This is a genomic window from Exiguobacterium sp. ERU653 (assembly GCF_018617775.1).
In the GTDB taxonomy this organism is placed as follows: domain Bacteria; phylum Bacillota; class Bacilli; order Exiguobacteriales; family Exiguobacteriaceae; genus Exiguobacterium; species Exiguobacterium marinum.
The window spans coordinates 1,905,420-1,928,304 of the sequence record NZ_JACSKV010000001.1; the positions used below are offsets into that span (position 1 = coordinate 1,905,420).

Annotated in this window: 29 protein-coding genes and 1 riboswitch; of the genes, 7 read left to right on the plus strand and 22 right to left on the minus strand. The window is 48.6% G+C overall.

The annotated features are described in order from the left end of the window. Positions 1 to 15 precede the first annotated feature (15 nt). Positions 16 to 801 carry an SDR family oxidoreductase gene (locus KNO95_RS09710; protein WP_026824881.1) on the plus strand — a complete coding sequence of 262 codons (786 nt, stop codon included), beginning with the start codon at positions 16 to 18 and terminating at the stop codon, positions 799 to 801. Between the two features lie 35 nt (positions 802 to 836). On the opposite strand, the gene KNO95_RS09715 is transcribed toward KNO95_RS09710, so the two are convergent. From KNO95_RS09715 to KNO95_RS09765, 11 genes are all read right to left on the minus strand, one after another. Then, positions 837 to 1,631, minus strand: a complete 795-nt coding sequence (locus KNO95_RS09715) for a GNAT family N-acetyltransferase (RefSeq protein ID WP_214878867.1) — start codon at positions 1,629 to 1,631, stop codon at positions 837 to 839. Positions 1,632 to 1,672: 41 nt separating this feature from the next. Further along, positions 1,673 to 2,170 (minus strand): NUDIX hydrolase, encoded by a 498-nt coding sequence (locus KNO95_RS09720; RefSeq protein WP_026824879.1) that lies wholly within the window; start codon positions 2,168 to 2,170, stop codon positions 1,673 to 1,675. Then, on the minus strand, positions 2,167 to 3,234 hold the full coding sequence (locus KNO95_RS09725; RefSeq protein WP_214702956.1) for a saccharopine dehydrogenase family protein: 1,068 nt from the start codon (positions 3,232 to 3,234) through the stop codon (positions 2,167 to 2,169). Before KNO95_RS09725 ends, KNO95_RS09720 begins: the two co-directional genes overlap by 4 nt. Before the next feature lie 40 nt (positions 3,235 to 3,274). After that, positions 3,275 to 3,754 carry a hypothetical protein gene (locus KNO95_RS09730; RefSeq protein ID WP_034770800.1) on the minus strand — a complete coding sequence of 160 codons (480 nt, stop codon included), beginning with the start codon at positions 3,752 to 3,754 and terminating at the stop codon, positions 3,275 to 3,277. 90 nt (positions 3,755 to 3,844) lie between these two features. Next, a complete protein-coding gene (locus tag KNO95_RS09735; protein WP_371742775.1) occupies positions 3,845 to 4,474 on the minus strand; it encodes an NADPH-dependent FMN reductase in 630 nt (209 codons plus the stop codon). Beyond that, entirely contained in the window at positions 4,471 to 5,463 is a 993-nt protein-coding gene (locus KNO95_RS09740; RefSeq protein ID WP_214878869.1) for a ring-cleaving dioxygenase, read from the minus strand. The genes KNO95_RS09735 and KNO95_RS09740 overlap by 4 nt, the downstream gene beginning before the upstream one ends. A gap of 27 nt (positions 5,464 to 5,490) precedes the next feature. Continuing rightward, positions 5,491 to 5,934, minus strand: coding sequence for a MarR family winged helix-turn-helix transcriptional regulator (locus KNO95_RS09745; RefSeq protein WP_031421914.1), 444 nt, complete (start codon positions 5,932 to 5,934; stop codon positions 5,491 to 5,493). A 141-nt stretch (positions 5,935 to 6,075) separates the two neighbouring features. Next, positions 6,076 to 7,206, minus strand: coding sequence for a tetratricopeptide repeat protein (locus KNO95_RS09750; protein ID WP_214878871.1), 1,131 nt, complete (start codon positions 7,204 to 7,206; stop codon positions 6,076 to 6,078). Between the two features lie 49 nt (positions 7,207 to 7,255). Further along, the gene (locus KNO95_RS09755; protein ID WP_214685214.1) at positions 7,256 to 7,795 is read right to left on the minus strand and encodes a ribonuclease FAU-1 family protein; all 540 of its coding nucleotides are present in this window, start codon (positions 7,793 to 7,795) and stop codon (positions 7,256 to 7,258) included. 62 nt (positions 7,796 to 7,857) lie between these two features. Continuing rightward, positions 7,858 to 8,910: a DUF58 domain-containing protein gene (locus tag KNO95_RS09760; RefSeq protein WP_214878873.1), complete on the minus strand. Its 1,053-nt coding sequence runs from the start codon at positions 8,908 to 8,910 to the stop codon at positions 7,858 to 7,860. A gap of 2 nt (positions 8,911 to 8,912) precedes the next feature. Beyond that, the gene (locus KNO95_RS09765; protein ID WP_214878875.1) at positions 8,913 to 9,833 is read right to left on the minus strand and encodes an AAA family ATPase; all 921 of its coding nucleotides are present in this window, start codon (positions 9,831 to 9,833) and stop codon (positions 8,913 to 8,915) included. Between the two features lie 94 nt (positions 9,834 to 9,927). On the opposite strand from KNO95_RS09765, the gene KNO95_RS09770 reads away from it, so the two are divergent. From KNO95_RS09770 to KNO95_RS09785, 4 genes are all read left to right on the plus strand, one after another. After that, positions 9,928 to 10,617 carry a hypothetical protein gene (locus tag KNO95_RS09770; RefSeq protein WP_214878876.1) on the plus strand — a complete coding sequence of 230 codons (690 nt, stop codon included), beginning with the start codon at positions 9,928 to 9,930 and terminating at the stop codon, positions 10,615 to 10,617. Positions 10,618 to 10,690: 73 nt separating this feature from the next. Then, a complete protein-coding gene (locus tag KNO95_RS09775) occupies positions 10,691 to 11,431 on the plus strand; it encodes a hypothetical protein (RefSeq protein WP_214878877.1) in 741 nt (246 codons plus the stop codon). A gap of 45 nt (positions 11,432 to 11,476) precedes the next feature. Next, positions 11,477 to 11,576, plus strand: a riboswitch (TPP riboswitch). A 66-nt stretch (positions 11,577 to 11,642) separates the two neighbouring features. After that, the gene (thiW, locus tag KNO95_RS09780) at positions 11,643 to 12,128 is read left to right on the plus strand and encodes an energy coupling factor transporter S component ThiW (protein ID WP_214702938.1); all 486 of its coding nucleotides are present in this window, start codon (positions 11,643 to 11,645) and stop codon (positions 12,126 to 12,128) included. Positions 12,129 to 12,188: 60 nt separating this feature from the next. Continuing rightward, complete coding sequence (locus KNO95_RS09785) at positions 12,189 to 12,452, plus strand: hypothetical protein (RefSeq protein WP_214700446.1); 264 nt, start codon at positions 12,189 to 12,191, stop codon at positions 12,450 to 12,452. On the opposite strand, the gene KNO95_RS09790 is transcribed toward KNO95_RS09785, so the two are convergent. Further along, positions 12,447 to 12,923 carry a GNAT family N-acetyltransferase gene (locus KNO95_RS09790; protein ID WP_214702931.1) on the minus strand — a complete coding sequence of 159 codons (477 nt, stop codon included), beginning with the start codon at positions 12,921 to 12,923 and terminating at the stop codon, positions 12,447 to 12,449. The two genes, KNO95_RS09785 and KNO95_RS09790, sit on opposite strands and share 6 nt — an antisense overlap. A 210-nt stretch (positions 12,924 to 13,133) precedes the next feature. On the opposite strand from KNO95_RS09790, the gene KNO95_RS09795 reads away from it, so the two are divergent. Together KNO95_RS09795 and KNO95_RS09800 are read left to right on the plus strand one after the other, a co-directional pair. After that, a complete protein-coding gene (locus KNO95_RS09795) occupies positions 13,134 to 13,532 on the plus strand; it encodes a VOC family protein (protein ID WP_214702929.1) in 399 nt (132 codons plus the stop codon). Positions 13,533 to 13,620: 88 nt separating this feature from the next. Then, positions 13,621 to 15,438 carry an LTA synthase family protein gene (locus KNO95_RS09800; protein ID WP_214702927.1) on the plus strand — a complete coding sequence of 606 codons (1,818 nt, stop codon included), beginning with the start codon at positions 13,621 to 13,623 and terminating at the stop codon, positions 15,436 to 15,438. Positions 15,439 to 15,542: 104 nt separating this feature from the next. On the opposite strand, the gene KNO95_RS09805 is transcribed toward KNO95_RS09800, so the two are convergent. From KNO95_RS09805 to KNO95_RS09845, 10 genes are all read right to left on the minus strand, one after another. Next, entirely contained in the window at positions 15,543 to 15,827 is a 285-nt protein-coding gene (locus tag KNO95_RS09805; RefSeq protein WP_214702926.1) for a putative quinol monooxygenase, read from the minus strand. 103 nt (positions 15,828 to 15,930) lie between these two features. After that, positions 15,931 to 18,585: an MMPL family transporter gene (locus KNO95_RS09810; protein WP_214878878.1), complete on the minus strand. Its 2,655-nt coding sequence runs from the start codon at positions 18,583 to 18,585 to the stop codon at positions 15,931 to 15,933. 3 nt (positions 18,586 to 18,588) lie between these two features. Next, on the minus strand, positions 18,589 to 19,032 hold the full coding sequence (locus tag KNO95_RS09815; RefSeq protein ID WP_078147853.1) for a MarR family winged helix-turn-helix transcriptional regulator: 444 nt from the start codon (positions 19,030 to 19,032) through the stop codon (positions 18,589 to 18,591). A gap of 84 nt (positions 19,033 to 19,116) precedes the next feature. Continuing rightward, complete coding sequence (locus KNO95_RS09820; protein ID WP_214702922.1) at positions 19,117 to 19,623, minus strand: GNAT family N-acetyltransferase; 507 nt, start codon at positions 19,621 to 19,623, stop codon at positions 19,117 to 19,119. Between the two features lie 19 nt (positions 19,624 to 19,642). Beyond that, entirely contained in the window at positions 19,643 to 20,599 is a 957-nt protein-coding gene (locus KNO95_RS09825) for an NAD(P)/FAD-dependent oxidoreductase (protein ID WP_214702920.1), read from the minus strand. A gap of 69 nt (positions 20,600 to 20,668) precedes the next feature. Further along, positions 20,669 to 21,190, minus strand: coding sequence for a DUF975 family protein (locus KNO95_RS09830; protein WP_353047594.1), 522 nt, complete (start codon positions 21,188 to 21,190; stop codon positions 20,669 to 20,671). A 30-nt stretch (positions 21,191 to 21,220) separates the two neighbouring features. Then, positions 21,221 to 21,355, minus strand: a complete 135-nt coding sequence (locus tag KNO95_RS14490) for a hypothetical protein (RefSeq protein WP_285801758.1) — start codon at positions 21,353 to 21,355, stop codon at positions 21,221 to 21,223. Between the two features lie 80 nt (positions 21,356 to 21,435). Continuing rightward, positions 21,436 to 21,654: a helix-turn-helix domain-containing protein gene (locus KNO95_RS09835; RefSeq protein ID WP_214702913.1), complete on the minus strand. Its 219-nt coding sequence runs from the start codon at positions 21,652 to 21,654 to the stop codon at positions 21,436 to 21,438. 10 nt (positions 21,655 to 21,664) lie between these two features. After that, positions 21,665 to 22,144, minus strand: coding sequence for a DUF2975 domain-containing protein (locus tag KNO95_RS09840; protein WP_214702911.1), 480 nt, complete (start codon positions 22,142 to 22,144; stop codon positions 21,665 to 21,667). Positions 22,145 to 22,259: 115 nt separating this feature from the next. After that, positions 22,260 to 22,823, minus strand: coding sequence for a YdhK family protein (locus tag KNO95_RS09845; RefSeq protein ID WP_214702908.1), 564 nt, complete (start codon positions 22,821 to 22,823; stop codon positions 22,260 to 22,262). Between the last annotated feature and the right edge of the window lie 62 nt (positions 22,824 to 22,885).

The following is a 22,885-nucleotide window of genomic DNA, read 5'->3' on the forward strand; positions in this document are numbered from 1 at the left end:
AAAGGAGTGATTAGGTTGATTTCAAATAAATTACTATCTGGAAAAGTAGCGCTTGTCACCGGAGCGGCCTCTGGAATTGGACGTGCCGCTGTCATCCGTTTCATTCAAGCGGGTGCAAAAGTCGCCATTCTTGACCTGAATGAAGAAGATACGATGCGTCTCGCTAGTCTCGTCGGAGAAGAACGGGCCATCGGCATTAGCGCGGATGTTTCGGATGAAGCAGCAATGAAAGAAGCGTATGAACGGACGATTGAGCGATTTGGTCGAATCGACATCGTCTTCGCGAACGCCGGACGAAACGGAACCATCACACCGATTGAACATCTATCTATAGAAGATTGGAACGGTGTTGTAGAGACGAACCTGACGGGAACGTTTTTGACCGTCAAACATGCGATTCCTCATTTGAAAGAGAATGGGGGGAGTATCATCATCACCTCTTCGATTAACGGCAATCGCTACTTTAAAAATTTTGGTTTCAGCGGCTATGCGACAACGAAAGCAGGACAGACCGGCTTTGCGAAAATGGCAGCTGCCGAGCTCGCACAATTCGGAATTCGCGTGAATTCGATTTGTCCAGGGGCGATCGATACGAATATCGACGATTCGACTAATCGGGACGATGCGTTGCTTGAAGAAGTCGTGATCCCCATCGAGTATCCACTTGGGAATCAACCCCTTGCCGGAAAATCCGGTTCCGCGAAACAGGTCGCTGACGTTGTCTTGTTTTTCGCGAGCAACATGTCGAGCCATGTCACCGGTTCTGAAGTGTATGTCGACGGTGCAGAATCCCTCTTGTAACTCAAAATCAGCTCACCTCGCATGAGGTGAGCTGATTATTTGAGGATTGGACTTTTCATGACCGCTTTTTGGTAGAATGGCTGAAATCCGAGCCGTTCCATATTACGTCCGGAGGCCGAATCGACTTTCGTCGTTACGGTCAGGACGTCACATCCAATCACTTTCGCCTCGGCGATTCGTTCCAAAATGAGTTGCGTCTGGTATCCTTTTTGTCGGTAAGTCGGTACGGTGCTCGTCAGAAACAGTTCTCCGATTCCGTCTTGCGTCGCTAGGATCCCACCCGCTACGACAGTGTCCTCTTCTCGGACGAGATAGGCGTGGTTACTCGGTAACGCATAAAACCCTTTGGCCGTATCGACTGTCTCTTGAAGAATCGTTCCAGATTCTGCAAATCCGGCCGCAATCGCGGTTGCCCATTCATTGAGCGTCTCATCCTGTACCTTTTCGACTTGATTCGAAGAAGCTGGTCCGTCATATCGCGTTACATCTAACGTCCACACGTCTAAAAAGTGATCGAGCGTATAATTGCGTTCTTGCAGTAAGCGCAGTAAGGAATCATCCGCTAATGGACAAACTTCGATATGTAGGCGAGACACATTTTTCCCGCGCACCCACTTTTCCATCTGATGCAGGTCATAGAAGCTTGTCGGTCGGTTGAGTCCGAATCCGACTGCAAAGCTCATATTCCCCATTTTGAATACGTGCCCTTTACCTTCAACGTGCAGTTCCGCACCTTCATAGGGAGGGGTTTGTTTGCGGTGTCGAATATAAGCAGACGTCCCCTCCGCTTTTATACCTTCGATGCGTCGTGCCAATTCTAAACGTTTCACTCTGTTCCCTCCCTTGTTTCTTCCATGTTGAGTGTAGCATATCACGTTCGAATCAAGTGACCGAACCGGATCAATCGTTCTTTGACAGTAGGTACGAGTTCAACAGAATCGAGCACGGTGTCCCACTCCTCTAATCTCACATCGACCACTTCATCGATTTGTAAAGAGAGTTGTCTCAAATCAATCGACCGCTCGCTCGTGTATACATACAAATCTAAGAAGTACGTCTCGCGCTTGATCGTCGTCACGAAACGAAGCTGTTCAGGCAAGACACATAGTCCCAATTCTTCTTGAAGTTCACGGACCGCCCCTTCGCGACTCATCTCTCCCGCTAAAATCGAACCGCCTGTCCCTTCCCAAAGAAGAGGATATTTCTTATCAGGATGACGCCTAGAGAGTAACAGTTTGCCATCCGGATCAAATGTGAACACCTCGATGACCGTATGGAACGTGTTCGGTTCCAAGTCGTCACCTCGAAAATGGGTTCGTCCGAGCGGTTGCCGATTTTCGTCTAGTAAATCCCACGTTTCCCGGCTCATGGACGAATCTCATCAACCACAAACGATGACGATCCTTGAATTTCTTCGAGGAATTGAGAGCCGAACAACATGGCCGGTGTAAAACTCCCGGCAAGCATTCGACCGGGACCGAGTAATCGTTTGACGACGGCGAGCGCCCCATACACGGTGAAAGCATACGTACTCGCCGTTTGAATTCGGACGACAATCTTTCGTCCTTCTGCATTTGTCGCTTCGCCCCATACGTAGGTCGATGATTTTTCACGTTCAGCCTCGTCCGGTCCAGATACGTTCTCGTCGACATATCGGAGCAATCGCTTTTGGACGGCGTCTTTTCCAAGAATCGGGCTGAACCATGACAACGTACGTGCAACATAGGCAGCCGCTGTCGGCACCGGCACCCACGTCGTAATATTCGGGATGTCCGTCGTATAGTAGGCGGTCGAAACGTCTCCCCAAGGAATCGCAATCGCGGTGCGGCTTCCACGTCCGAAATCAATCGTTCTGCGCTTTGCCCCAATCGGAAATGGTGATAACTTTCCGTTCACACGCTCCATACTGCTCGACCCAAGCCCACGGACGGCTGTTTTCATCGTTCCTGGTGAAATGCCACCTGCCGCCGAAAAGCCGAGAGCGAGTGATGTCGCATCCGGCAATAGTTCCTTTAACTTTCGCGCCACACAGTCAGTCGGAATGACATCAAATCCAACGCCCGAACATAAAATGATGCCACTTTCCTTCGCCTGAGCCGCCCGTTGTTTAGAATGGACGTATTCAAACACGTCAATTTCCCCGGTAATATCCAAGTAATGCGTGCCCGTCTCCAAACATGCTTCAATCATGACTTGACTCGTATCCGTGAAAGGACCTGCACAATGAAGGACTAAATCTACATCGTGAAGCGCCTCGATTGCGGCTTCACGACTCAATGCAAAAATCGATGTCTCGCAACCGAGTTCGTCTCCGAGTCGATGAATCGAACGCCCATTCCGACCGGCAAGAACCGGACGCATTCCGTCACGAACGGCTTGTCGGGCAACCAGCTCACCCGTATATCCATTCGCCCCATAAATCATCCATCTCATTTTTACTCCTCCTTATGTAAGTTTGTCCTTGTTCGTTTCCCTAAAATAAGTTGAATCGAACGAAAAAATCTTGGATGACATCGATGATATACACACTTCCCGTTACAATAAGCAAATATCCGATTGGGATGAGCAGACTTTTCACTGCAGCTCGTTTCATCACGTCCATCCGATTAATCAGTCGACGATCGATGAGGAAAAACAGAATAGTCGCGAGAAGACTGAGCCATGACAAGACGAGTCCGAATAGTATATGTAAAGCGAACGAGGTGAACCACCTTGATCGTTTCGAACCGAATCGATTCGCCAACCAGTCACTGCACCATGAGGTCACGACACCATAGGTCAACATGATTGGAAAACTGACCGCTACATAGGCAACCGTCATCAGAAGGAAGCCACTCAGTACATCACTCATTCCTCCATTTTCTCGTACACCCGTCATGGTGACCCCGCACGCTAACAGAATCGCATAGATGGGCGAGGTGATCGATGCAACGATGATTTTTCGATTCCACATCTACGTTCCCCCTAATCCCTTCCAACTTTACACGACCTGTTCTGAAAACGCACAAAAACCAGCCTAAATTTAGGCTGGCTTCGCGATTTGTTAATTGTTTGCAACTTCTCCCGCTTTCGTACGGACCGATTGCATCGCTTCCGTCCATGGAAGGAGTTGGTCGATCATATCGTTGACCGATTGTGCTTGAACGTCTTTCGGAGCGAAATGCGTGCCGTTCTCGAAGTCTGTGAAGAGTGAGAGGGCAGGATGGACACGGACGTGAGCGATTGACAATTCACTCAAAACACCCCGTAGATGTTCTGTTGCCCGCGCTCCACCGACAGAACCGTATGAGACGATTCCGGCTGCTTTGTTGTTCCATTCGACGCGTAAGTAGTCGAGTGCGTTTTTAAGAGATGCTGAGATGGAATGGTTGTATTCTTGGACGATGAAGATGAATCCGTCCATTTGCGCAATTTTCTCCGACCAGGTCGCTGCGCCTGATGCGTCTTGACCCGCTTCACCGAGGAGCGGTAAGTTATAATCTGCGATGTCGATGACTTCATAGTTGGCATCGCCACGTTTGTCGGCGAGTTCTTTCACCCATTCCCCGACTTGTGGACTGACGCGACCTTCACGAGTTGATCCGAGTACGATTCCGATGTTTAACATAGTAGTTCCTCCTTGGTTATGTTGTGATGCATCTGATTTTCCAAACAAGCGATTTAAGAAACTCATTTCATGCCCTCATATTCTTTCTCAAATGTTTTCGTGCTTCTGACCGTATCGATTGGTCGTACCATCGCCTCGATTTGCGAACGTTTCGCTTCGAGGAATGGCGGGAGTGACAATTTCTCACCAACTGTCTCATACGGCTCATCCCCCATAAATCCTGGTCCGTCTGTCGCCCATTCAAACAAGATTTGCGGTGCGACACGCGCATAAGAAGATTCAAAGAAGAAGCGATCGACGTAGCCAGAAGTCGGCAAACCGAACTGTTGGAGACGTGCTGTCCATTCATCGAGGACGCTACGATTCTCGACACGGAATGCGACGTGGTGCACGGTACCGAATCCTTGACGTGCTTGCGGAGATGTGTCGTCATGAATGACAATCACTTGCGCTCCGTTTCCACCTTCACCTCCTTCAAAGAGATAGACATCGCCTTCTCGTCCAATCTCTTTGAACAGCATCACTTGCTCCATCACTTGTTTGAAATACGTGATGTCGGCGATCCGAATAAAGATGGGACCGAGTCCCGTGATGGCGTATTCAAGCGGAATCGGACCGTTTTGCCACGGCTCGCCCGACGCGATACCTTCGTTGAACTCATCTGAGATGAGTTGATACGCCTGCTCATCAAAGTCGATAAACGAGAGCGTCTTTTTCCCGAACTGTTCCTGAATCCCCTCGTGCTCGACACCGAGACGGTCGAAGCGACGGAGCCAATACGTCAACGCTTCATCATTCGGCACGCGGAATGATGTCTTCGCGATCTCATTTGTCCCATGCTTGCCTTTCGGGATACCTGGGAAGTCGAAGAAGGTCATGTCTGTCCCGGCATTCCCTTTATCGTCTGCAAAAAATAAGTGATACGTTTGAATGTCGTCTTGGTTGACCGTTTTTTTCACTAAACGCATGCCTAACACGTGAGTGAAGAAATCGTAGTTTTTTTCGGCACTACTCGTGATTGCTGTGACGTGGTGAATTCCTTTAACATGATTCATCATTCTCTCTCCTTTTATATCTTGATTTCAAGATACATGATTAAAATTTTTTGCGGCTTCTGCCCGCTTTCCTATTTGTTTCAACTGTTCAATCGTTTCGTTTAATTGCATCCCTTCAAACACGGCGTTCATATGCTCCGTATGCTTAGGGAAAATATCTTGCATCAAGCGCTCTCCGTCATCCGTCAGCGCCGCGTATGTGATGCGACGATCGCTCGGACAAGCCTTACGAATGAGATACCCTTTTTCTTCTAACCGGTCCACGACGTACGTCATACTTCCGCTCGAGAGGAGAATTTTCTTCCCGATGACTTGAATCGGTTGATCTCCTTTATGATATAAAAACTCGAGTACGGCGAACTCGGTCGCGTTCAATCCGTAAGACGCCACTTCCTGCTTCACCAGGTCTTGTAACGACTGAGAGGCACGTAACAGCACAGTAATTGTTTTTAATGCATCAGATGGTTCCATCTGTCTCCCTCCTTTGTCCAAGAGAGCCATTAACTTAAATTCAAATATCTTTAATTCGAGATAAATATATCATGCGAAGATTTTCCCGTCAATCGATTTGATTCAAAAAAATGAGACGGGTTGTTCCCGTCTCATTCTCCTTTAATCATATGTCTCATTTAAGTTTCTCGCATAGAATGCGATGGCACGGCGGTACCTTGCGATACTCTCGTCCGGTTTCGGGCTGGCGAGTAACTCGAGTAACGCACCCGTCGCCTCTTCATGGCGACCGACGTTATAGTGCGTCATCGCCTGAAACACCTTGAGCGCCCCATGATTCGGGAATTGCTCGATCGCATCTTCAAATAACTGTTCCGCCTCCGCGTATCGACCGAGTGCCCGATACGTGCTGCCGAGTCCGAGATACGATTCTACCAACTCACCCCCGGTCAACCCGAGTCGGATGGCCCGCTCATAATGAGGTACCGCTTGACGTTCTTCCCCGAGCGAGTCATAACACCACGCGCAGTACGCATGTAACCTCGGATTCTTTTCATCTTTCCGCAAGAGCGACAAGAACAGTTGCTTCGCCTGCTCGAGTTGTCCCTCCTCACGGAGACGGACGGCTCGATCAAAGTCATGGTCTTCTGGCACGTCGGTCACCTTCTTCGCAAAATCTTCGTCTAACCAAGCTTGTAGTGTTTCGTAATACTTGCCGATATGCACTCCATCGACGAGTGCATGATGGGCTTGGACGGATAACGGCATGACCAGACGCTCGCCTTGGCGTTCGAACTTGCCCCAAGCGATGCGTGGCACGCTGTCATGTTGTTGCTGATGCGTCGGGTGCATGATACTCGTGAACGTGATCCACGGGACACTCGTGATATACAGCAAATCGTCGGGCTCGTCATCCCCGATCACGACTTCATCGCCAGCTTGCTCCATCCGCGTCGTCACTTCCTGTAAGAATGTCGGTAAATCTTCATAAAACGTAGCCGCACAAAAGTTGAAGACTTCCTCGTCTAACATGACCGTGAACGAAGGGTGGACCACCTCGTGTTCGACGACCTCTTCACCACGAATCCGATAGCGCAATTCCGGAATCGCGTTCGCCGCTCTCACCGCACCGTATAAAAAGAGTTTGAAGAACGATTGATTGCTCTCCTTGGCATATGTATATAGGTTCGTGACATCTACGTTTGCCGTCACATTGAAATGTGGCGCATCAAACGCTTCGAAAAACGCGAAGTGCTTACGTCGTGCCCACGTCTCAATTTCAATTTTTTTCATAAAAACTCTCCCTCCTACGCTCTTACTGTAGCAGAGAGAGTGAATTCGCTCATAGCTTTTGTTTTAACTGTTCGTAATGTCCTTTTGCCAAATCAAAGTAGATGAAGTCTCCACGTTCGATCCGTTCGAGCGTCGCTTCGAACTCACGCCATCCACGTTCGACCTGTTCAGGCGTCAGCTCGCCGCTTTCAGCCGCCGCCTTGAACTCATCCTCATCCTTTTTGACGATATCGCCATTTGGAAATACAAGAATATCGAGCAACAAGTCATCCATGTACGGAATGCCATTTTCTTCGCCGATTCGGTCGACGAGGTCGATATACCATTGCACGATTTCACCGTCAGGGTTGAACATGACCGTCACACCGAACGGTTCATTGTCCGGGAAATATTGGAGCCAAGCAAACCCGGCATCCGCCACGATGAATTCTTCCCCTTTATGCTTTTTATATAATGGTGCCCGAACCTCATCGATTTGGAATAAGGCGACGACGCCTGAAAATTGTTCCGTCTGAACACGAATTTGCGCGTAGCGGTTCTTTAAAATCCGTTCCCAGTCTCGTCGATTCGCATACTTTCGTTTTGCCATATAGATCTCCCCTTTGGTCATCTCTATATGATACAGTTCGCCAGAAGAAGGAAAGTTCCTTGTTAGTCGTACAAATTATGCTGATTGAACCAAACGAGATGACTTTGCTTCAAGCGTTTCCGCTCAACCATACGGACGAACGCGTCTGTCGAGATGAAACGGTTCCCGGGATGGAGGTCGGCCAACATCAAGAGGATGAGGCGTGAACCTCGTTCTCCCTCTTGAAGAGAGATATGCTCCATCTTTCCTTCACCATTGAAGCGATTGATGAACAGTTCGACTTTACACTCCTCTTTTAAGAGACGAGTCGTCACATATGCGACCTGGCTGATGATCGACTCGAAGTCGTGATGCAACGTGTAGCCGGACGGCCCACTCAAATCAACTGCGAATGTGAACGTGTCGAGCGACGTCTTTTGAAAGACTTTCGATTGGACTCGTCCAAGTTTCGCCGTCGCGACCCAGTCGATCTCTTTGACCGGTTCCCCTTCGTAAGGCTTCGAACCTAGAACCTGAAGTGGATTCCGTAAAGGTGATGCGGTCAAAGGACGGTCACCGAGTGCCAATCGTTTCGTACCGACCGGAGGATGTAACGTGAGGGACGGCAACACCGTCCATCGTTTCTCGATCGGGCACTCAAGAAGATACGTCCCGAGATGAAACGGGAGCGTCACAGCAAGTACGCACTCTTCGATATAAGCTGGTCCCCGGAATTCAGCCTGCACACGAAGCACGTGACGAGCCTGATCTGTCCGTAACGTCAAATCCAGACTGTTCGGGGACCGGTCGTGGTCTGGAAAGCTGAGCGCTGTATTGGTTTTCAAGCGAACGCGAACGGGAAGCCCGAGTCGTTCGACGGTTTCACTTCCATCTAGCATCACCTGAACTTCCGTCTCATCCCCGACGAACAGAAGAGACTCGTGCGTATGTATATGAAGACGAAGGGCTTGTTCCAACTGTTTCCGCGTCCGTTCAAAGAACCAGACGATGCCCGCAAGTAAACAAAGTGCATACCCGACAATCTCCATGTACGGGACAAATACGAGAATCACTCCGGCGAATCCGTAGACCGGGATCCATTGTTTCTGTAGGACGTTATGTGTCGAGAACGTCATCATCAACCCTCGACTGGAACAGAAACGGTGTCTAAGATGTAACGGATGATGTCCTGTTTCGTTGATTTGATGCCTCCTTCAAGCGTCAACGTCAGACGATGTGCCAATACATAAGGTGCCACGGCTTTCACATCTTCCGGAATGACATACAATCGATCGTTCAGATAGGCATAACTTTGAGACGCTCGCATGAGCGCGATGGCTCCTCGTGGACTGACACCGACCTCGACAGATTGGTGTTCTCGTGTCGCATGAACGAGCCCGAGTAAATAATCGAGGACGTCATCTTGAATCGATACTTGCTTCACTTCATCTTGCGCTCGGCGCAACTCGTCTAACGTCGCGACTGCCTCCACGGTTTTCCGTGTTTGGCGCATGACTTGTAATAGTAGCTCTCGTTCTTCGACGACATCAGGATAACCGACTGGAATCGAAATGAGGAAACGATCGAGTTGGGCATCCGGTAACGGGAACGTCCCCGCTGATTCGATCGGGTTTTGCGTCGCGATGACAAAAAATGGTTTCAGCATCGGATACGTCTCTCCCCCGATGGAGACTTGTCGTTCTTCCATCGCCTCGAGCAAGGCAGACTGCGTTCGTGGAACCGCTCGGTTGATTTCATCGATCAAGACGATATTCGCAAAGATCGGTCCTTGTCGATGGTCGAACGTCTGCGTCTGCATGTTGAAATAATCTGCGCCAATCACGTCAGACGGTAACAAGTCGGCCGTAAACTGAATCCTTGAAAACGCCCCGTCAAAGCTGGCCGCAATCGTCTTGGCAAGTAACGTTTTTCCGGTACCCGGTACATCTTCTAATAAAATATGTCCTTCCGCGAGTAACGCGGTACAACAAAGGCGTACGACATCCTCTTTTCCTAAATACACCTCGTTCAACTGTTTGATAACCTGCTCCATGCCCATATGACGACCTCCATTTTTTGTCTTAATCAAACTTTACCTTTTTATGGTAAGATAAACAACAAATAGTCTGAACATTCAAAAAGGAGGTAACTTCTTGCGCTGGACGAACAAGTTTTTTCTCATGATTGCCGCCACACTTCTCGTCACCTTTACAATGATGGTGGTTGCGACCGGGATATTCGAATGGCTCTATAACCCGGAAACGATACCGGTCGAGGAAAATAATAGTCCTCCTACGGATTTCAAATCAGATGAAGACAGTAAGCTTTTAATAGATGAATCTAAAGCAGATTATCCGTATGAATTAGATCCTCGAAAAGGAAAAATAAAACCTCTTGAGAGATTTACGGGCTCTGGAGAGTCCACACGACGAAATCTCGGTTTATTGGTCGCTTTGATTGCATTCTGTTTGCTCGGTTTTTATGTCTATCGAAAACGAAAGCAACGTTTGGCGCGTACACGAAGCATCGATTCAAGCACAGACTTGTTCCAACAAGACGTGCAGAACCAGAACGATTCGTCTGTTTCAACGCTCACAGCGTTCACGAACGTTCCGATTCGCGATGCGCTGATCACATTTAACCAATCTCTCGTACCAGCCAAGCGATTGCGTGCCCATGAAACATTGCAAGAGTGGTTCCGACGCATCGATTTACCGATGAACCCGTCCGTTTATCATGCGGTTCGCTACGGCACCTCCTCAGGTGTGACGATTTCTGAAGAAGATACGCTGCATTTTAAGAGCACCCTCGATGATTATGCGGGACGTCCTCACCCCGAGTGAGAATGTGCACAGGTTCTGCTTTTTCATCATGAATGATAAAATGGTGGAAAATGTCAGTTAAGGGGATGGAAACATGAGACGATGGGCGATGTTCGGATTAAGTGCACTTTTACTCACGGGTTGTACGGATACGGTGGCAGACAATCCAACCCCAATCGAATCACCCGATGAACCCATCACCGAATGGACGCGTGAGGACTTTAAAGACGTCTATGACCAATACGAACAAACGAAACCACTCCTCGTTGCGCTCGAGCAACAAGGCATCAAACCGTTTCGCGAGACGTTCGAACGCGTCATCATCGCCGGAAACGGCCTCGAGCATACGTATGCGGATATTTACCCATTCAAGCTCGATGACGGGACGTATGCTACCATTTTCGATAATCAGGACGGAACGGTGATCAATGGATCTGAGTCGGTCGCTCCGCTATTCTGGCAGGAGGAATCCTTCCTTCAATACGTCGAAGAGATTGAAAATCGGAAATTCGGTACAAGTGCTCCACCTACCGATGTCGTCCTCACGCAGGATGAATTCCAAACGGTCTATGACCGCCATGCCTACACGTCAGCCCTCCTCGTCGAACTCGATGAAGCGGGCGTCGAACTGGCCCGGGACCCAATCGATGACGTGATCATCGCCGGGAACGGCGTGACCGAAGTGACTGCCGACTTGTTCGTATTCGATGTCGCGAGCGGATATGCCATCGTATACGACCAGGATGGAGAAATATTAAAAGGTCCCGAATCCATCTCACCGCTCTTTTGGAACGAGAAGGACTATGAGGACCTGTTAGCCAAGAATGAGGGATAATTTCGCCCATTTTCCGATTTTAGCTATGCTATACTCAAATCAATAAACGACCACTAGGGGAGCCTTCGGGCTGAGACGGCATTGTGCCGGACCCTTTGAACCTGATCTGGCTCATACCAGCGTAGGGAAGTGGCTTGGGATACGTCTCTGTATATCCACGCCATTTTTCCGTCTGGAAACGTGGCGTTTTTATTTTGAAAGGAGACTATTCATGCGTATTCAACAACTCACTTGGATGGCGATGCTCGTCGCCATCGCCGTCGTCGGCTCGATGTTCATCTCGATTCCCACAGGTGTCGCCCGCGCTTATCCGATTCAGCATATGGTGAACGTGATTGCCGCAGTCACCATCGGCCCAATCGGAGCCGTCCTCGTCGCATTCGTGACCGGACTCATTCGCGTCATGACCGGCACAGGGTCACTGCTCGCGTTCCCCGGTGGCATGATTGGCGCGTTTCTTGCCGGCATTTTCTTCGTTCGCACGAACCGCTTCTATGCTGCCGCTCTCGGAGAAATCATCGGGACTGGGGTTATCGCTTCGTTGATTGCCGTCCCGTACGCGAAACTGTTGATGGGCTCGACGTTCGGTGCTTTCTTCTTCGTCCCGGCGTTCCTGGCCTCTAGTTTGACCGGCGCGCTTCTCGGTTGGCTCGTCTTGTCACGCGTCAAACAGTTGCGACCGAGTATACTCAAATAAAAGCCCCTCAATTGGATGGAAATGGTAAACTATAGACAACATCTATAGAGGAGGGGTTTTATGTCTCGTTTCAATCAACTTGTAGCGGGTGGTATGTTGTTGTTTTTGTCCGGACTCTTATACACACTCGAACGCATCGCACTCTACATACGTTGGTACGCCGAAATCTCAACCGGGAGTTGGTTGGAAAAACCGACGTTTGTCGATCCGTTTCTCCAAAACTGGTTCGTTACCCTATTCTTCTTTGCAGCTATCGTTCTCTTTTCGATGGGCATGAATGCTACAAAAACAACAAGTCCAGCCGAGAATCCGACCGACTCATGACGGTCGGTTTTTTGTATGATAGACCCAAATCGCTTCACCATTCCATTCATCAATTAAGCCGCTGTCGACAAAGCCGTTCTTCGCATAAAATCGTTTCGCAGCTTCATTCTCTTGATGGAGGCTCAGGATGATATCATCGACATCATATTTTGTCTGAATCCAGTCCACCGCCATGCGTAGGCACTTCGTTCCAACACCTTTCCCCTGTTCGTTTTGATCCATCATGAAACGATCGAGCCACACATACCGTTCTGTCTGGTTTTCTGCTCCGACCATCATGAAGCCAACCGGTCGCTCACCGTCATAAAATGCATAGCTCTGCCAATTATATTTCGTATCCTCAGCCATCTCTTGAAGCGACTCGGCATTTGTCTCGATGAATCGGGATTGTTTCTCGTCCACTGTCAGAGCGATGACCGCATCTCGATTGACTGCATCAATCGGTTGAATCGTGATTTCATTTCCTTTCATGCTTTCACCTCATTGGTTTCTATCCTTTTCTCTCTTCCATACGATTTCTTCCGTAAAAAGTTTCTTACCCCGTATCTTCAAAAGCACGCGTTCGGTACACTAAAATAAATGGGAAGTTGTCGTCTTTTTCACATCATAGCTTCATCCGCTTAGTATTTGACTAGGCCATATCGTACACTTCATCAAAATTGAATGAGAGGAATCATCCTAATGAAACAAATCCATCATATCTGTATCCAAACGCCTGACTATCTTGCGTCCAAGACATTTTACGAAGCACTCGGTTTTGAACTCGTCCAAGAGTCGCGAAACTTCCATACGCGTGACTTCAACAGTTGGCTCAAGCTCGGTGATTTTTATATCGAGCTCCAGACTGCTAAAACGAATGAAACGTTACAAGATTATTCGAAACATATGGCCGGTCCCGTCCATTTTGCGATCTATGTGGATGACCTCAAAGCGGAAGTCGCACGACTCGAACAACTCGGCGTCACGTTTTTACCGAAGCACGGTGGCAACATCTATTTCGTCGTCGACGGTCATTTAAGTAAACTGAAAGCACCAGAAGGAACCATCATTGAACTGCGCGATACGTTTCTGATCAACTGAGGTCGACGTGCCTCTTGTTTGTTGGACACATCTTCACGTTTCCCGCACTCGTTTCATCGGGAATGGATATGAAAAGGATGTGTTGTTCATGATCAAATATCTCGATTATTGGAGCTACTTGTCACTCTCCCTGGCAAAGCTCTTCTTTTTTAGCTGGTTGACCGCGACGGCGTTCGACTTTTCGTTCTTTCTCATCAACTTGGCGACGATTTTGCTCCTGACGAGTTGGGCACTTGCCGTGTCTTATCCGATCCGCCGATGGATTTTATACGTTTCTCTGTTCCTGCATAGTACCCTGCTCGTCTCAGACGTCTGGTACTATCGCTATTTTGAAGACTTATTATCCGTCGCTTTACTATCCGATATCGGGCAGATGGGAGATGTCGGGGGTGGCTTTTTGACGCTCATCCGCCCAATCGATGCGTTCTTCTTTATCGACCTCATCATCTACGGTTTGATTTTGCGTTATATGAAACGTCATCCTGTCCGTGAAGTGAAGTGGAACGGAAGACGGTTAGCGATTGCCGGCTTCACACTTGGATTTCTTCTTTTCACGATCCCGCTCACGCTCAGTTATCAGCGTGGGGAAAAATGGATTGCAGACGACCCGATCTCGAATATGCGTGAATACTACCATCTTGGATTTTGGGGCTATCACGCGATGGATGTCGCTCGAGGCGTCGAACGTGCCATGGGCTGGAACGAAGCCTTGACAGACGAGGAGCGTTCTCAAATCCGAGCACTTTCTTATCAGGAATTAAGTGCCCCGAGTCAGGATACGAACGTCATCGTCTTACAACTCGAATCATTCCAAACATCCGTCATCGATCAACAGATCGATGGACAGGAACTGACCCCGAATTTGAACCGATTGCGACGTGACCTGCTTTACTTCCCGAACGTGTATCATCAGACACATGAGGGACGGACGTCCGATGCAGAGTTCATCGTCAACACGTCACTCTATCCTGTCAAATCTGGTTCCGTCTACACGCGTTTCCCGGGAAATAAGTTCAGCGCACTCTCTCAATCATTGAACGAGGCGGGCTATGATACAGCAGCCATGCACTCATTCCGTAAAGACTTTTGGAATCGGGATGATTTTTACGACAACATCGGGTTCAATCATTTCTTTAGCGACAAAGACTATCCCGATCAAGGAATCATCGGGATGGCACTCAACGACCAGGAATTCTTAAATACGTCGGTTGGATTTATGGAAGAGTTGGATGAACCATTTTACGCATTTTTAGTCGCTTTAACGAGTCATACACCGTACGATATCCCGGAAGACGAGAAGCGGTTGGACCTATCTGATATCGATGACCCCCTTCTCGAAAACTACTATCATACCGTTCATTTCGTCGATGCCGCAGTCGGTCAGTTCATCGAACGATTGAAACAAGATGGGCTGTGGGATGAGACGCTTCTCGTCATATATGGTGACCACGATAGCGGTCTGACGGCACCTGGAGAAGAAATGGCTACCATCGAAGAAGTGGACTCGGCGGTTGACGCGTTTCAACTCGACCGTGCTGTCCCTCTCTTCATCAAACCACCCGGATTGACGACAGGAGAAGTCATGGAGGCGAGCGGTGGACAAATTGATATCGCGCCGACGATTCTCGATTTGCTTGGACTCTCCCCAGCGTATATGCTCGGCGACTCCTTATTGAATGATACGCCGAATCTGACCGTCTTTCGGACGGGTGCCTTCCGATACGAAGATATTTATTACGAACCAGACTTGACCGAACGAGCAGGGAATGGCACGTGCTATTCCGTCGAGACAGAAGAACCGGTCGTCTTTGATCGATGCAGCCCATATATCGACCGCGCGACCAACCAGCTCCGTCTCTCGGATACCATCATCGAGAAAGATGCCCTCTCACAAATCAATCCGTAATCGAAAAGCCTCCCGAGATATGTCTCGAGAGGCTTCTTTCCTAAGTGCTACGCAACTTGGTAGACACGCTTGTACGACCAGTTCAATTCCACACACAATCAGAATCAGACTTCATGTAGCCGATAGACCTCACGTACAGCGAGAAGCTCTCCGGCTTCATCACGATACGCCTGATAGTGCGACGAATGGATATGGTGATTGAGTGCATTTTCATCCTCGTACTTTTCATAGAAGACAAACGTACCTGGCGCATCAATTGCCTCGTGAAGAACGTACGCGAGACACCCTTCTTCCGCTCGTGACGGTGGAATCACACGGTACAACGCATCACGTAACGCCTCTTCTTTTCCGGGATGGGCTTTCAAGATTGCGGTAATGACGATTTCCATACAGTATTCCTCCTTAGATAATGGACCTGACTTTCTGTTCCCGAATCTACCGCAATCTATCCCAAAAAACGGATATCTCATCATACGAGACATCCGTTTCTGCTTATGACTTTTTCTTTGACCGGAATGGCCACCAGACACCATCGCCAAACGAAATCGTAATGGCTGGAATTAAAAGTGGTAACACAATCAAGCCGTATAGTAATAACCCGGTGATGACAATCGTTGCAATCTGGACGAGACTGAGCACACCTGACGGAATCATCGCACCGAACGTCCCGGCGAGGATGACCGCGGCAGTCATAATGACGGTACCCATCTTCGTCATCGAATAGATGAGCGCCTCACGGACCGCCTTCCCATTGATCGTCTCTTCCCGGAATCGATCTAACAGGAAGATGGAGTAGTCAATCCCAAGGGCAATCAACATGACGAAGCCAAAGAACGGAACGGCCCAGCTGATCCCGTCATAGCCGAGTCCTTCTACAAAGATCAGCTCTGTGATCGCCGCCGACGTATAGTACGTCAAGAGAAGCGAAGCAATCATATAGAGTGGCATGATCATCGAGCGGAACAGTGCTGTCAAGACGATGAACAATGTCACCAGCATGATCGCTACCGTTCGATTGAAATCATTCGTCGATGTTTCATTTAAATCGCTATTGATGCTCGAGATACCGGCATATCCGATGGTCGCATCCGCATACGGTGTTCCCGTCACGGCACGATTCATCGTCTCTTTGATTGTCTCGACGGTATCAATCGCTTCTGGCGAATACGGGTCCATCTCCAAGACGACCTCGAGTTGAGTCGCCATTCCTTCATCGAAGACATAGCGTTCGACGGCAGGTGAGAATTCATCCGATGTGAGTGTCCCTTCCGGAAGATATACGCCTGTCTCCCGAAGCGCATCTGCTTCACTCAACTGTTGTAAGAACGAAACGGCTTCGCCGAGACCAGACTCAATTTGCCCTAGCCCGTCGTTCGCTTCGCCAACGCCTGTGGCAAGTTGTCCCAATCCGGTGCTGAGTTCACCAACCTGAGAACCTTGTGCATTCAATGCAGACGCTGCTTCGTTGATTCCTGACTCGATTTGTGTGAGCCCTGCTGACACTTGGCCGAGCTGTCCGACTGCGGCCGGGATGTTTTGAGTCGCTGTCAATCCTTGTCCAATGAGACCAAGTTGACCATTTAACTGATTCAGCCCAGCTGCTGCTTCTGCAAGTGGCGCCCCAGCATTGGCTGAACCACTTGGCAATTGTCCGACGACCGCGTTTAGCCCCTGCTCAATCTCATCTAATCCAGTTTGGACATCACCGAGACCCGTCTGCGCTTCAGTCAAGCCTTCACTGACTTCGCCGAGTTGCGTATCGACATAAAAATCGTCGATCACTTCACCAGTCGGACGTGTGAGCGCACGAACACCATTCACCCCATCAACTTTTTCAAGTTCGCTTGCGAACATTTCAATGTATGGGACTTCTGATTCTGTAATGGCTTGATCTTGTTTCAAAATGACTTGTACCGGAAGAGATTCCCCTTGACCAAACCCTTCAGAAATCAAATTCAGTCCACGAACCGAATCGTACCCGTCTCCAATCTCATCGACGGTATTGAACGAACGGGCATCGTCATATGTGAATAAGACAGGTACTGTAATCAACCCGACGACCAAAATCGATACGAACGGGCGATTGACTGACAATCGACTCAAGATAGCCCAGAGCTTGCTGTCGTGATGTTCGCTCGCCTTCTTCGATGGCCAAAACAGTCGCTGTTTGAGCGTCGCCATAAAGAACGGGACGACCGTGAAGAGAATCAGCAGCAACACCGCAATCCCGACCGCAACGGCGACAGCTGATTTAAAGATTGGAAAATCTGCAAATCCGATGGCAGCGAAACCGACGAATACCGCGAGCCCACTAATCAAGACCGTCCGTCCTGCCGTCTTGTACGTATTGACGATGGCATCTTCGATGGCACGCCCCTCACTCAGCTCCTCTTTGTAACGGCTAAGAAGTAGAATACAATAGTCTGTCCCAATCCCGAACAAGATGGCGACAAGGAAGATTTGTGTGTAGTTGGATACCGGGAACCCGAACCAATCCACGAAGAATGCGACAAAGGATTGGCTCAACAGATACGTGAATCCGACCGCGATGAGCGGGATGAACGGGGTCACGATGGAACGGAAGACGAGAAGGAGTAATCCAAAAATCAACACGACCGTGATGATCTCTGTCTTTTTCAACCCTTCCTGGGCACTTAAGTTCACATCATTGTTAATGATTTCTTCCCCGGTGATATATACTGTCTCCTCTTGCGGGAGCACGTTTTCACGGACATCATCAGCAAACGCATTGATTTCTTCCGTCGTACCTTCTACCGTGATTGGGACGAGAACGATGCGTCCGTCTTCTGAGACAAGCTGTGCCTCTGTCTCCTCGTTTTCGAACGGATCGAGAACATCTGTCACGACCGTTTCATTTTGTTTAAGTTCTTCGATGACACGCGCGACATCTGTTCGCTCCGTCTCACCGATTGATTCGAACTCATAGACGAGGGAGATGGTCTTGTCACTCTTCGCGGCTTCATCTAAAATCGCTTGTGCGCGTTGTGAGTCCATGTCGTCCGCAAGTTGGAAGCTCCCTGCCTCTTCTGCTTGTTTCGTTAAGTTCGGTGCTGCGACAAATAATGCTGTCGTCAATACGATGAGGGAAATGAGAATTCCCCAGCGCCATTGAATGATTTTATGCATGTGTTATTCCTCCCCGATTCGGAGCAATTGCTTTATTTTTCGGAACGTCCGAACAAACTGCTCGATTTCAATTTCGTCTACTTCTCCATCGATGAGGGATTCCACATATCGATAGACGGCACCGTCCACTTCTTCGACGAGCCGTTTCCCTTCTGGGGTCAATTCAATCAATCGTTCCCGTTGATCTTGTCCTCGTCGACTCGTGACGAGTCCTTTTTCGACCAACTTTTTCAGACGATTCGAGACCGCACTTTTATGGACACCTTGTTTTTGCGCCAATTGCCCAGCCGGAGTTGGTCCAAACTGATCGAGTAACTTCAACAGTTGGAGCTGTTCACGCGAATACTCGCGCCATACGTCTCCCTCCATCGCTTCGATGACATGTTCCGTCCCATGGAACATCACTTCTTCAAACAACTGCACCGCTTCGCGCATCAATGCTTTCATTTTTAGTTTACCCCCTAAACTAGATGGTTATAGTTTATGCCCTAAACTAAATGGCGTCAAATAAAAAGACCGATAAGGAGTGCCCTATCGGTTCATAAATCTATATACAAACGTATAAAATGATAAAGTCTGCCCTTCCCATTCAACCTGTCGTACTTGATTGTTACGTGTAAAACCAGCGCGCATCAATACACATTGTGATGCGTGGTGATCGATTAGCGTCTCGGCAATCAGTTCGACATATTCCGGGAGATGGCATGCGAGCAGTTGTTGGAGTGCAGAAGTAGCGTATCCACGACCACTATAATCTTCCCCAATTCGATAACCCACCTCACCGACTCCATCTCTAATCGAATGCACATTCATACGCCCTATGATCGTGTCATTATGCCAAATCACATAATAGCGCCCTGTACCTTCAATTTGCTCGGTTAAAAGACGGTCTAACGCATGACGGAATCCCTGCGGTTCGTAGTATGTATCTCCTCGACTAGGGACAGAGCGTTCGAAGTAGGAACGGTTTTCACATTCAAATAAGTGAAGAGCTGATTGATCGTCAATACTTAACGATTTTAACTTAATCGAGTTCATATCGAAGTCTCCTTGATTTTCAACCTTCTATTGATTCTTGCACCGCTTCTGCCACACGTAACCCAGACAGATAGGCACTTTCGAATCGCGTTCGTCCGGATGGATCATCAGCTTCAAGGAAGACGTCCCCTGCTAAATAGATGGGATGATGGCTTACTTGATAAAACGGCTCATGCCATACATCTTTCGCTTGCGCGTAACGCCAACGTTTTAACTGCCGTGATTGGATACCGAGGTCTCCGACTTCTTCACGCACTAACCGCTCTATTTCAGCAAGTGTCTCTGCTTCCGGTCGCTCATACCACGCCTCACTCCACGCCTCTTCCATATAGACACTTACGAGTGGTGTCGCAGAGATTCCTTTTTGGCGATTATCGACGATTTTTAATACACCAGGTACCAGTTCTTGATCGAGAATACCGTCTGCTCCAATCTGTACATCACCGGCACATTCAAAAAGACCCACGAACGTCGGCGAATATACGAGACGAAGTAGCGCGGGCTTGATCTGGACGACCAAACTCCCTAGTAGTTCGAATGACTGTGGAAGCGGTGCCGTCATCACGACTCGATCATATGAACGCGTCGTCACGTCTGTCTTGACTGTGACGGTTCCGTCTTCTTCCACTTGAACGTTCTCCACTCGTTCATTCAACTGTACGGTCAAATCTTCAGCTAAATGCTTAGCGAGGGCATTCATCCCATTAATCGCGACATAACGTGGATAAGGGTCGGCATACCAGACCCGCACCCAGTTTGCATTCATCCACGACTGTACCTCTCGTTCGAGCTCTTCTCCACGCACCGTGAAATATACCGCTCCATGGTCGGCTCGTCCATCACCGATTCGACGTGTCGCCAAGCGTCCCCCGACGCTTCGACTCTTTTCAATCAGTTCGACGACATGACCTTGACGCACGAGTTCACGCGCTGCGATGATTCCGCTCAGACCGGCCCCGATGATCCCAATCTTCATTCCGCATTCCCCTTTCTCTTCATGAAGATTGTAGCACGTTCATTCAATTCCCCCTCTGTTCGATATGCTTCAGGCTGGCTTGTTCCATTGTTCGTCGTACACCCGACGCGTATCTTCATACATGACAGCGAAGCGCGCAACTACTAACGGACGAACAAGGGAAGTCGCAACTAACAGCGACCAGGATGACAAAATCGGTAATTTGAAAACAATACTCAACGTGAAACCCGTCAAAAAGACCGGAATCATTGGCAGGATCAATTTAAATGCTTCCCATTTCTGTCCACGCATCATCCCACGAGATTTTGTAATTGCTTCTGTTGGGGACAAATGAGGCTCATCTCGCAATATAAAGAAAGTGAATGCGTAAGAAAAGTACTTTATGATTCCTGGAACGATTAGAAGCAGCCCCCACAATAGTTGGAAGAGAACCATGAGTAGGAATGTGGCCAAATTTAAGCGGTAATTCTTCCGAAACGGTTTAAATACATCTTGAAAATGCAATTTCTTATTTCGCACCGTATCTAAAATGATCCAGCTGTATCCGATATACATTGGAAGAGACATCACATATAGGATGAGTCCAACCACACCGATCATCATAAGAATAGTAGAACTGTGTTAGATTCCGTAATACGTCGGATCTATCATAAGCCACACTTCTACTAAAATCGCCATTGCAAAAGACCAACCGATGAGTTTCCCCGTTTTTCCTTTCAAGGCCTCATGTGTCCGTTCTGTCCATGTTTGAATCATTCTACATCTCCCCCTGACTGATACTTTTATATACGGAGCATAGTAAGCACACGTTTCAAATTCATATAAAAAGCAGAGATTCACTCTGCTCGTTCGACCGCTCGATATTCCAATATGTCTCCCGGCTGACAGTCGAGTGCTTCGCAAATCGCTTCAAGTGTCGAGAAACGAATCGCTTTGGCCTTTCCGTTTTTCAATATCGATAAGTTCGCCATCGTGATCCCGACTCGTTCCGACAGTTCCGTCACACTCATTTTCCGTTTCGCCAACATCACATCCAGATTCACAATCATCGCCATTTCTCTCACCTCATATCGTCAAATCGATTTCTTGTTTCATGTCGATGGCGCGCTTCAATAGTTTCTGTAACAACTCAGCGAAAACCGCAATGACAAATGCGGCGAAGACGAAGACGAATCCGATGACTAAAAATCCTGGCGAGTCGTCACGCTCAGCGAACCAATAGAAGAAGGGAAGCAACGCCGTATAGATAACCGTGATGGTCAATGCACAATACTTGATTACCCGAAGTACCTTCACCGCTTCATAGGAGAATGCCTCGTTCCGGTCAATCAATCCTAGTAAGATAAACGTCTGGAACAAAGCCATAAAATAGGGAACTGCCGCCACATACATCCCGATGACAATCGGACGCATCGAATTCGCAATCCATCCCCCGCTCTCGATTGCGTCTCGCCAAAGAAACGGCAGTAAAAAGATACAGGCCGCAAGAATCGGGAGCGACAAGACAATCACTGCTAGTTTCAAAAAGATGGTTTCCCGTTTCATCTGCCAAACACCTCATTTAGTTTTATTTTCTTTATCATATGCTATGATTTATCGTTTATCAATAAATATTTATCGAAAAAAATAGACCACGAGATGTACTCGAGGTCTACTGCATTCATTTCATTGCTTCTAATTCACTTTCGGTCACCCATTTATGATTTGTGACCTCTTCTCCGTCTTCAGTCGTGTAATCAACCATGTAAACGGTCGTCTCTTCCACTGTATCGATAGTCGCTTCTGCGCCGTCCATTCCTTCCATATGGTCGGCAGCCAATACGACCTCATCCCCTTCAGACAAAGGCGCCTCGTCCGGATTATCCAGTTCTTCGTGAATCACCCATTTATGATCTTCTACCGGGTCACCACCTGTAGTCGGTGTATAGCTGACGGCGTAGACCGTCGTATCATATGCACCGACAATCGTCGCCTCCACGCCTTCCATCCCTGGCATGTGATCCGCTGTCATCATCGCGGTTGATCCGACTGGATACGTCGGATCACTGGCTTCCATCAGCCCGTCTGGAACTTCTCCAGACCCCGAGTGATCCATCCCCGAATGGTCCATGCTTTGTTCTTCTGACATCTCCATCGAGGGATCATCTGTCGTATCCCCACAAGCGGCTAATGATGTAGCGAGTACGATGGTACCTAAGCCCATCATCCATTTTTTCTGTTTCATCGAATCTCTCCTTTATTCATACTCACGTTGAGTGTACCCATTCCTAAGAATGGACAGACGTT

Bases quoted from the DNA above. Each gene is read 5' to 3' on its own strand.
- KNO95_RS09720 (WP_026824879.1), bottom strand. From the start codon at position 2,170: ATGAGCCGGGAAACGTGGGATTTACTAGACGAAAATCGGCAACCGCTC.
- KNO95_RS09725 (WP_214702956.1), bottom strand. From the start codon at position 3,234: ATGAGATGGATGATTTATGGGGCGAATGGATATACGGGTGAGCTGGTT.
- KNO95_RS09730 (WP_034770800.1), bottom strand. From the start codon at position 3,754: ATGTGGAATCGAAAAATCATCGTTGCATCGATCACCTCGCCCATCTAT.
- KNO95_RS09735 (WP_371742775.1), bottom strand. From the start codon at position 4,474: ATGAGTTTCTTAAATCGCTTGTTTGGAAAATCAGATGCATCACAACAT.
- KNO95_RS09740 (WP_214878869.1), bottom strand. From the start codon at position 5,463: ATGAATCATGTTAAAGGAATTCACCACGTCACAGCAATCACGAGTAGT.
- KNO95_RS09745 (WP_031421914.1), bottom strand. From the start codon at position 5,934: ATGGAACCATCTGATGCATTAAAAACAATTACTGTGCTGTTACGTGCC.
- KNO95_RS09750 (WP_214878871.1), bottom strand. From the start codon at position 7,206: ATGAAAAAAATTGAAATTGAGACGTGGGCACGACGTAAGCACTTCGCG.
- KNO95_RS09755 (WP_214685214.1), bottom strand. From the start codon at position 7,795: ATGGCAAAACGAAAGTATGCGAATCGACGAGACTGGGAACGGATTTTA.
- KNO95_RS09760 (WP_214878873.1), bottom strand. From the start codon at position 8,910: ATGACGTTCTCGACACATAACGTCCTACAGAAACAATGGATCCCGGTC.
- KNO95_RS09765 (WP_214878875.1), bottom strand. From the start codon at position 9,833: ATGGGCATGGAGCAGGTTATCAAACAGTTGAACGAGGTGTATTTAGGA.
- KNO95_RS09775 (WP_214878877.1), top strand. From the start codon at position 10,691: ATGAGACGATGGGCGATGTTCGGATTAAGTGCACTTTTACTCACGGGT.
- thiW (WP_214702938.1), top strand. From the start codon at position 11,643: ATGCGTATTCAACAACTCACTTGGATGGCGATGCTCGTCGCCATCGCC.
- KNO95_RS09785 (WP_214700446.1), top strand. From the start codon at position 12,189: ATGTCTCGTTTCAATCAACTTGTAGCGGGTGGTATGTTGTTGTTTTTG.
- KNO95_RS09790 (WP_214702931.1), bottom strand. From the start codon at position 12,923: ATGAAAGGAAATGAAATCACGATTCAACCGATTGATGCAGTCAATCGA.
- KNO95_RS09795 (WP_214702929.1), top strand. From the start codon at position 13,134: ATGAAACAAATCCATCATATCTGTATCCAAACGCCTGACTATCTTGCG.
- KNO95_RS09800 (WP_214702927.1), top strand. From the start codon at position 13,621: ATGATCAAATATCTCGATTATTGGAGCTACTTGTCACTCTCCCTGGCA.
- KNO95_RS09805 (WP_214702926.1), bottom strand. From the start codon at position 15,827: ATGGAAATCGTCATTACCGCAATCTTGAAAGCCCATCCCGGAAAAGAA.
- KNO95_RS09810 (WP_214878878.1), bottom strand. From the start codon at position 18,585: ATGCATAAAATCATTCAATGGCGCTGGGGAATTCTCATTTCCCTCATC.
- KNO95_RS09815 (WP_078147853.1), bottom strand. From the start codon at position 19,032: ATGAAAGCATTGATGCGCGAAGCGGTGCAGTTGTTTGAAGAAGTGATG.
- KNO95_RS09820 (WP_214702922.1), bottom strand. From the start codon at position 19,623: ATGAACTCGATTAAGTTAAAATCGTTAAGTATTGACGATCAATCAGCT.
- KNO95_RS09825 (WP_214702920.1), bottom strand. From the start codon at position 20,599: ATGAAGATTGGGATCATCGGGGCCGGTCTGAGCGGAATCATCGCAGCG.
- KNO95_RS14490 (WP_285801758.1), bottom strand. From the start codon at position 21,355: ATGATTCAAACATGGACAGAACGGACACATGAGGCCTTGAAAGGAAAA.
- KNO95_RS09835 (WP_214702913.1), bottom strand. From the start codon at position 21,654: ATGGCGATGATTGTGAATCTGGATGTGATGTTGGCGAAACGGAAAATG.
- KNO95_RS09840 (WP_214702911.1), bottom strand. From the start codon at position 22,144: ATGAAACGGGAAACCATCTTTTTGAAACTAGCAGTGATTGTCTTGTCG.
- KNO95_RS09845 (WP_214702908.1), bottom strand. From the start codon at position 22,823: ATGAAACAGAAAAAATGGATGATGGGCTTAGGTACCATCGTACTCGCT.